The sequence below is a fragment of the Pseudomonas sp. DCB_AW genome (genome assembly GCF_026240895.1).
In the GTDB taxonomy this organism is placed as follows: Bacteria; Pseudomonadota; Gammaproteobacteria; order Pseudomonadales; family Pseudomonadaceae; genus Aquipseudomonas; species Aquipseudomonas kermanshahensis.
This window is the reverse complement of sequence record NZ_JAPFCE010000122.1, coordinates 1-6,731: the sequence shown is the minus strand read 5'-3', so window position 1 is coordinate 6,731 and position 6,731 is coordinate 1. Positions and strand designations below refer to the sequence as shown.

Sequence of the window (6,731 nt, the reverse complement as noted above, 5' to 3'; positions counted from 1 at the left end):
GCGTTGGCCTCTCGTGTCGGGTGTTCAGCGGTGTGCCATTCCCCTCTACGACGCCCTTGTGGCGGCCCATTGGCCGCGCTGGGCGCCAGGGGGGGGACACCCACTGGCGTCGAGGGGCCCGTTTGCCTTGCCGTGGGAGCGGGCTTGTCCCGCGAATGGGCCGGCACTGGCGTAAGCGCATCGAGCAGATTATCGTGCACCTTTCGATCCCAGGATGGACCTGCCCCATGAGCGACGCCAACCGCGACCTGATCACCCGCTTCTACCAGGCCTTCCAGCGGCTGGATGCCGAGGCCATGGTGGCCTGTTACAGCGACGATATCGTCTTCAGCGACCCGGTCTTCGGTACCCTGCGCGGCAAGGATGCAGGCGACATGTGGCGGATGCTCACCACCCGCGCCAAGGACTTCACCCTGACCTTCGACAACGTCCGTGCGGACGAGCGTGGTGGCAGTGCGCACTGGGTCGCGACCTACCTGTTCAGCCAGACCGGCCGTACCGTGGTCAACGCTATTCAGGCACGTTTCGTCATTCGCGATGGCTTGATCTGCCAGCATGACGACAGCTTCGACCTTTGGCGCTGGTCGCGCCAGGCATTGGGGGCGCCCGGGGTGCTGCTCGGCTGGTCGCCGCTGATTCAGAACAAGGTGCGCCAGCAGGCGTTCAAAGGCCTGCGGGCGTTTCAGCACAGCCAAGGCAACTAACGGAAAGAGCAGGCGTCGTGAGTGAAGCAGTGCCGGATCAGGCAGTAAAACCTTGGTATGTCTACCTGGTGCGGGCGGCCAATGGGTCGCTGTATTGCGGGATCAGTGATGACCCGCAGCGGCGCTTTCTGGCGCATCAGAAAGGGCAGGGCGCGCGATACTTCAAGACCAGCCCGGCGCAGGCGCTGGTGTATGTCGAGCAGTGGCCCGACAAAGGCGAAGCGCTGCGCCAGGAGCGGCTGGTGAAGCGGCTGCGTAAATCGGCCAAGGAGGCGCTGGTGGCCTCGTTCAGCAACCCCTAGGGCGCGCTACGCGCCCCGGGCGGTATCAGTCTTTGCGCCGCTTCAGCTGATCGATCAGCTGCGTCGGCAGCCCCTTGATGATCAAGGTCTCCGCCACCTCGTCATACTCCACCTTGTCGCCCAGCAGGTGCGCCTCGAAGCTGATCGACAGCCCCTCTGCACGCCCAGTGAAGCGGCGGAACTGGTTGAGGGTGCGTTTGTCGGCAGGGATCTCCGGCGACAGGCCGTAGTCTTTGTTGCGGATGTGGTCGTAGAACGCCTTCGGGCGGTCTTCGTCGATCAGGCTGGACAGTTCTTCAAGGGTCACCGGCTCGCCCAGCTTGGTTTGGGTGGTAGCGTAGTCGACCAGGGTCTGGGTCTTCTCGCGGGCCGATGCCTCCGGCAAGTCTTCGCTTTCGACGAAGTCGCTGAAGGCCTTGAGCAGGGTACGGGTTTCACCTGGGCCGTCGACGCCCTCCTGGCAGCCGATGAAGTCACGGAAGTAGTCGGAGACTTTCTTGCCGTTCTTGCCTTTGATGAACGAGATGTACTGCTTGGAATTCTGGTTGTTCTTCCACTCGGACAGGTTGATGCGCGCCGCCAGGTGCAGTTGGCCGAGGTCCAGGTGGCGCGATGGCGTCACATCGAGGTCCGCGTTCACCGCCACGCCTTCGCTGTGGTGCAGCAGGGCGATCGCCAGGTAATCGGTCATGCCTTGCTGGTAGTGGGCGAACAGGATGTGCCCGCCGGTGGACAGGTTGGACTCTTCCATCAGCTTTTGCAGGTGTTCGACGGCGATGCGGCTGAACGCCGCGAAGTCCTTTTCTGCTTCCAGGTACTGCTTCAACCAGCCACTGAGCGGGTAGGCACCCGATTCGCCGTGGAAGAAGCCCCACGCCTTGCCTTGCTTGGCGTTGTAGCTGTCGTTGAGGTCGGCCAGCAGGTTTTCGATGGCATCGGAGGCGCCCAGTTCGGTATCGCGTGCGTGCAGCACGGCGGGGCTGCCATCGGGCTTCTTGTCGATCAGGTGAACGATACAATGACGGATTGGCATGAAGTCCTCGGCGAGTCTGGGGGGCGGTGCACGGCCGCGCTGCAAAAGTCGTCCAGTTTACCCCAGAGACAAGGTGATGCAGTGGCCGGATGTTGGCAGAAATGCCGGTTGTTCGTTTTTTGTTCAGTTTTGTGCGTTTTAAGCTAAAACCCCCGAAAAACCTGCATTAAATCGAAGTGCGCAGCGGATATTTATCCATTCCTGTGGTAGCTTTGCGCGGTCTTGCGCCCCTCGCGTGGCGCATTGCTGGCAGCACGCTAGCGTCGTGTCGAACCAAACGCCGATTTACGTATCTACATACGCGATTGGCGCGGCCCTCCAGAATTCAGGGGCTGGCCCGATAACGTCGTAGCTCGCTGCTTAACTACTGAATTTGATAGGGAAGGAACATCACCATGGCATTGACCAAAGACCAACTGATTGCCGACATCGCCGAATCGATCGCCGCGCCAAAAGCCACCGCCAAAAACGCACTGGAGCAACTGGGCCAGATCGTTGCTGACCAACTGGAAAACGGCGCTGAAATCACCCTGCCAGGCATCGGCAAGCTGAAAGTCTCCGAGCGTCCTGCCCGTACCGGCCGCAACCCTTCGACTGGCGCTGCCATCGAAATCGCTGCCAAGAAAGTCGTCAAGTTCGTGCCAGCCAAAGTGCTGACCGACGCTATCAACAAGTAATTGTTGACGCTGTGACGAAACCGCGCCCGGGCTTGCCCGGGCGCGGTTTTTTTCAGCCTTGTGTTTTACGCCGTGCGTGCCAGGCCTGGCGCGCGTTGTCGTCCTGGAAGCTCCAGGCGACCATGCGGCTCTGCTTCTGCCCTTGGCCCATCTCGATGATGCGCACGGCCTTGGCGCCCGCTTTTTTCAGCGTAGCCTCGATGCCTGGCAGGTTGCTGGCCTTGGACACCAGGCTGGTGAACCACAGGACGCTTTCGGCGTACTGCGCGCTTTCCCCGACCAGTTGCGTCACGAAGCGGATCTCGCCGCCCTCACACCACAGTTCGTTGTTCTGGCCGCCGAAATTGAGCACGGGCAGTTTGCGCTTGGGGTCCTGTTTGCCCAGGTTTTTCCACTTGCGCTGGCTGCCGCGGGTGGCTTCCTCGCGTGAGGCATGGAAGGGCGGGTTGCACAGGGTCAGGTCGAAGCGCTCGTCCGCCTGCAGCAGGCCGCTGAGAATGTGCGTGCGGTTGGCCTGCTGGCGCAGAGTGATGGCCTTGCTCAGGCCATTGGCCTGGACGATGGCCTTGGCCGACGCCAGTGCCACAGGGTCGATATCCGAGCCCAGGAAGCGCCAGCGGTAGTCGCTGTGGCCGATCAGCGGGTAGATGCAGTTGGCACCCACGCCGATGTCCAGCGCGCGCACTTGGGCGCCTTTGGGGATCTCGCCGGCATTGTCTTCGCCCAGCAGGTCGGCGAGCACATGGATGTAGTCGGCGCGACCGGGGATGGGCGGACACAGGTAGTCGGCGGGGATGTCCCAGTGCTGGATGCCGTACTGGGCCTTGAGCAAGGCGCGGTTGAACACCCGTACCGCCTCGGGGTTGGCGAAGTCGATGCTGGGTTTGCCGTGCGGGTTGGTGATGGTGAAGCGGGCCAGGTCAGGGTGGGCCTTGATCAGGCTGGGGAAGTCGTAGCGACCCTGGTGGCGGTTGCGCGGGTGCAGGGTGGGTTTCTGGGTCATGGTCAGGTCCGGTGCTGCAGGCCTTGGGGCTGCTGTGCAGCCCTTTCGCGACACAAGGCCGCTCCTACAGGATAGCGGCGCCTTTCAAACCGGCGCCGTCCCTGTAGGAGCGGCCTTGTGTCGCGAAAGGGCCGCACAGCGGCCCCATCGGTCTATCAGATTGTTACAGCGCTGCAATCCGCGCATGCTGCTCGGTGAAGTTGGCCAGGGCCTGTTCGGACTCGGCCAGCTTGGCGCGTTCCTTCTCGATCACCGCAGGCGGTGCCTTGTCGACGAAGGCAGCGTTGGACAGCTTGCCGCCCACGCGCTGGACTTCACCCTGCAGACGCTGGATCTCCTTGTTCAAGCGAGCCAGTTCGGCGTCCTTGTCGATCAGGCCGGCCATCGGCACCAGTACCTGCAGATCGCCCACCAGTGCGGTGGCCGACAGTGGCGCTTCGTCGGCATCGCCAAGCACGGTGAACGACTCGACCTTGGCCAGTTTCTTCAGCAGGGCTTCGTTTTCCTGCAGGCGGCGCTGGTCGTCGGCATTGGCGTTTTTCAGGAACAGAGGCAGCGGCTTGCCCGGGCCGATGTTCATTTCGGCGCGGATGTTGCGCAGGCCGACCATCAGCTCCTTGAGCCACTCGATGTCACCTTCGGCAGCGGCATCGATGCGGCTTTCATTGGCCACCGGCCACGGCTGCAGCATGATGGTCTTGCCCTGAATGCCAGCCAGCGGCGCGATGCGCTGCCAGATTTCTTCAGTGATGAACGGCATGAACGGGTGCGCCAGGCGCAGGGCCACTTCCAGCACGCGCACCAGGGTGCGACGGGTGCCACGGGCGCGCTCGACCGGGGCGTTCTCGTCCCACAGCACAGGCTTGGAGAGTTCCAGGTACCAGTCGCAATACTGGTTCCAGATGAACTCGTACAGGGCCTGGCTGGCCAGGTCGAAGCGGAACTGCTCCAGCTGGCGGGTCACTTCGGCTTCGGTACGTTGCAGTTGCGAGATGATCCAGCGGTCGGCCAGCGACAGCTCGTAGGCTTCGCCGTTCTGGCCGCAGTCCTCGCCCTTGTCCAGCACGTAGCGGGCGGCGTTCCAGATCTTGTTGCAGAAGTTGCGGTAGCCTTCGACGCGGCCCATGTCGAACTTGATGTCGCGGCCGGTCGAGGCCAGCGAGCAGAACGTGAAGCGCAGGGCGTCGGTGCCGTAGCTGGCGATGCCGTCCGGGAACTCGGCCTTGGTCTGCTTGGCGATCTTCTCGGCAAGCTTGGGCTGCATCATGCCGCTGGTGCGTTTTTCCAGCAGGGCGTCGAGGGTGATGCCGTCGACGATGTCCAGCGGGTCCAGGACGTTGCCCTTGGACTTGGACATCTTCTGGCCCTGGCCATCGCGCACCAGGCCGTGCACGTACACGGTCTTGAACGGAACCTGAGGGGTGCCGTCCTCGTTCTTGATCAGGTGCATGGTCAGCATGATCATGCGCGCAACCCAGAAGAAGATGATGTCGAAGCCGGTGACCAGCACATCGGTGGAGTGGAACTTCTTGAGGAACTCGGTCTGTTCTGGCCAGCCCAGCGTCGAGAAGGTCCACAGGCCCGAGCTGAACCAGGTGTCGAGTACGTCGTCGTCCTGGCGCAGGGCAACATCGGCGCCCAGGTTGTGCTTGGCGCGGACTTCAGCCTCGTCACGGCCGACATAGACCTGGCCGGCCTCGTCGTACCATGCCGGGATGCGGTGGCCCCACCACAGCTGGCGGCTGATGCACCAGTCCTGGATGTCGCGCATCCAGGAGAAATACATGTTCTCGTACTGCTTGGGCACGAACTGGATGCGGCCATCTTCCACGGCGGCGATGGCAGGCTCTGCCAGCGGCTTGGTGGAGACGTACCACTGGTCGGTCAGCCACGGTTCGATGACAGTGCCCGAGCGGTCGCCTTTCGGCACTTTCAAGGCGTGGTCGTCGATGCTGACCAGCAGGCCCTGGGCGTCCAGGTCGGCGACGATCTGCTTACGCGCGACAAAGCGGTCGAGGGTGGCGTACTGGGCGGGCAGGGTGGTGTCGACCTGCTCGTTGACGCTGCCGTCGAGGTTGAAGGCCTGGGCATTGGCCAGGACCATCGCGTTCTTGTCGAAGATGTTCAGCAGCGGCAGGTTGTGGCGCTTGCCGACTTCGTAGTCGTTGAAGTCGTGTGCCGGGGTGATCTTCACGCAGCCGGTGCCGAATTCTGGGTCGCAGTAGTCGTCGGCGATGATCGGGATGCGGCGGCCGACCAGTGGCAGCTCGACGAACTTGCCGATCAGGGCCTGGTAGCGCTCGTCGTTCGGGTTGACCGCGACGGCAGCGTCACCCAGCAGGGTTTCCGGACGCGTGGTGGCAACCACCAGGTAATCCTTGCCTTCGGCGGTCTTGGCGCCGTCGGCCAGCGGGTAGCGCAGGTTCCACAGGTGGCCCTTCTCGTCGTGGTTTTCCACTTCGAGGTCAGAGATGGCCGTGTGCAGCTTGGTGTCCCAGTTGACCAGGCGCTTGCCGCGGTAGATCAGGCCATCTTCGTGCAGGCGCACGAAGGCTTCCTTGACGGCTTCGGACAGGCCGTCGTCCATGGTGAAGCGCTCACGGCTCCAGTCGACCGACGAGCCCAGGCGGCGGATCTGACGGCTGATGTTGCCGCCGGACTGGTCCTTCCACTCCCAGACTTTTTCCAGGAACTGTTCGCGACCCAGGTCATGACGGTTCTGGCCTTTGGCTTCGAGCTGGCGCTCGACCAGCATCTGCGTGGCGATACCGGCGTGGTCGGTGCCCGGCTGCCACAGGGTGTCGCGACCCTGCATGCGGCGGAAACGGATCAGGGCGTCCATGATCGCGTTGTTGAACCCGTGGCCCATGTGCAGGCTGCCGGTGACGTTCGGCGGCGGGATCAGCGCATAGATGTTGCCGAACGTGGTGCCGAACTCGTCATTGAAAAACGGGCCCTGCACCTCCGGTGGCAGGGTGTGGCGGATGTCCGCGACCTTCTTGCGGATCTGGT

General features: G+C 62.9%; 6 protein-coding genes. 3 read left to right on the top strand and 3 right to left on the bottom strand.

All coding sequences use genetic code 11. The annotated features are described in order from the left end of the window. Positions 1–227 precede the first annotated feature (227 nt). Positions 228–704, top strand: coding sequence for a nuclear transport factor 2 family protein (locus OO306_RS27550; RefSeq protein WP_027595623.1), 477 nt, complete (start codon positions 228–230; stop codon positions 702–704). Positions 705–721: 17 nt separating this feature from the next. Then, positions 722–1,006, top strand: coding sequence for a GIY-YIG nuclease family protein (locus OO306_RS27545; protein WP_085272663.1), 285 nt, complete (start codon positions 722–724; stop codon positions 1,004–1,006). A gap of 25 nt (positions 1,007–1,031) precedes the next feature. Here OO306_RS27545 and yejK read toward each other — a convergent pair whose 3' ends face one another. Beyond that, positions 1,032–2,039, bottom strand: a complete 1,008-nt coding sequence (yejK, locus tag OO306_RS27540) for a nucleoid-associated protein YejK (protein WP_265970352.1) — start codon at positions 2,037–2,039, stop codon at positions 1,032–1,034. Positions 2,040–2,434: 395 nt separating this feature from the next. On the opposite strand from yejK, the gene OO306_RS27535 reads away from it, so the two are divergent. Next, positions 2,435–2,716, top strand: coding sequence for an HU family DNA-binding protein (locus OO306_RS27535; RefSeq protein WP_003255106.1), 282 nt, complete (start codon positions 2,435–2,437; stop codon positions 2,714–2,716). Positions 2,717–2,768: 52 nt separating this feature from the next. On the opposite strand, the gene rlmF is transcribed toward OO306_RS27535, so the two are convergent. Together rlmF and OO306_RS27525 are read right to left on the bottom strand one after the other, a co-directional pair. Further along, complete coding sequence (gene rlmF, locus OO306_RS27530) at positions 2,769–3,719, bottom strand: 23S rRNA (adenine(1618)-N(6))-methyltransferase RlmF (RefSeq protein WP_265970351.1); 951 nt, start codon at positions 3,717–3,719, stop codon at positions 2,769–2,771. Between the two features lie 163 nt (positions 3,720–3,882). Then, positions 3,883–6,681 (bottom strand): valine--tRNA ligase, encoded by a 2,799-nt coding sequence (locus OO306_RS27525; protein ID WP_265970353.1) that lies wholly within the window; start codon positions 6,679–6,681, stop codon positions 3,883–3,885. Positions 6,682–6,731: the final 50 nt, after the last annotated feature.

Coding starts and splice junctions, on each gene's coding strand:
- OO306_RS27550 (WP_027595623.1), top strand. CDS start 228: ATGAGCGACGCCAACCGCGACCTGATCACCCGCTTCTACCAGGCCTTC.
- yejK (WP_265970352.1), bottom strand. CDS start 2,039: ATGCCAATCCGTCATTGTATCGTTCACCTGATCGACAAGAAGCCCGAT.
- OO306_RS27535 (WP_003255106.1), top strand. CDS start 2,435: ATGGCATTGACCAAAGACCAACTGATTGCCGACATCGCCGAATCGATC.
- rlmF (WP_265970351.1), bottom strand. CDS start 3,719: ATGACCCAGAAACCCACCCTGCACCCGCGCAACCGCCACCAGGGTCGC.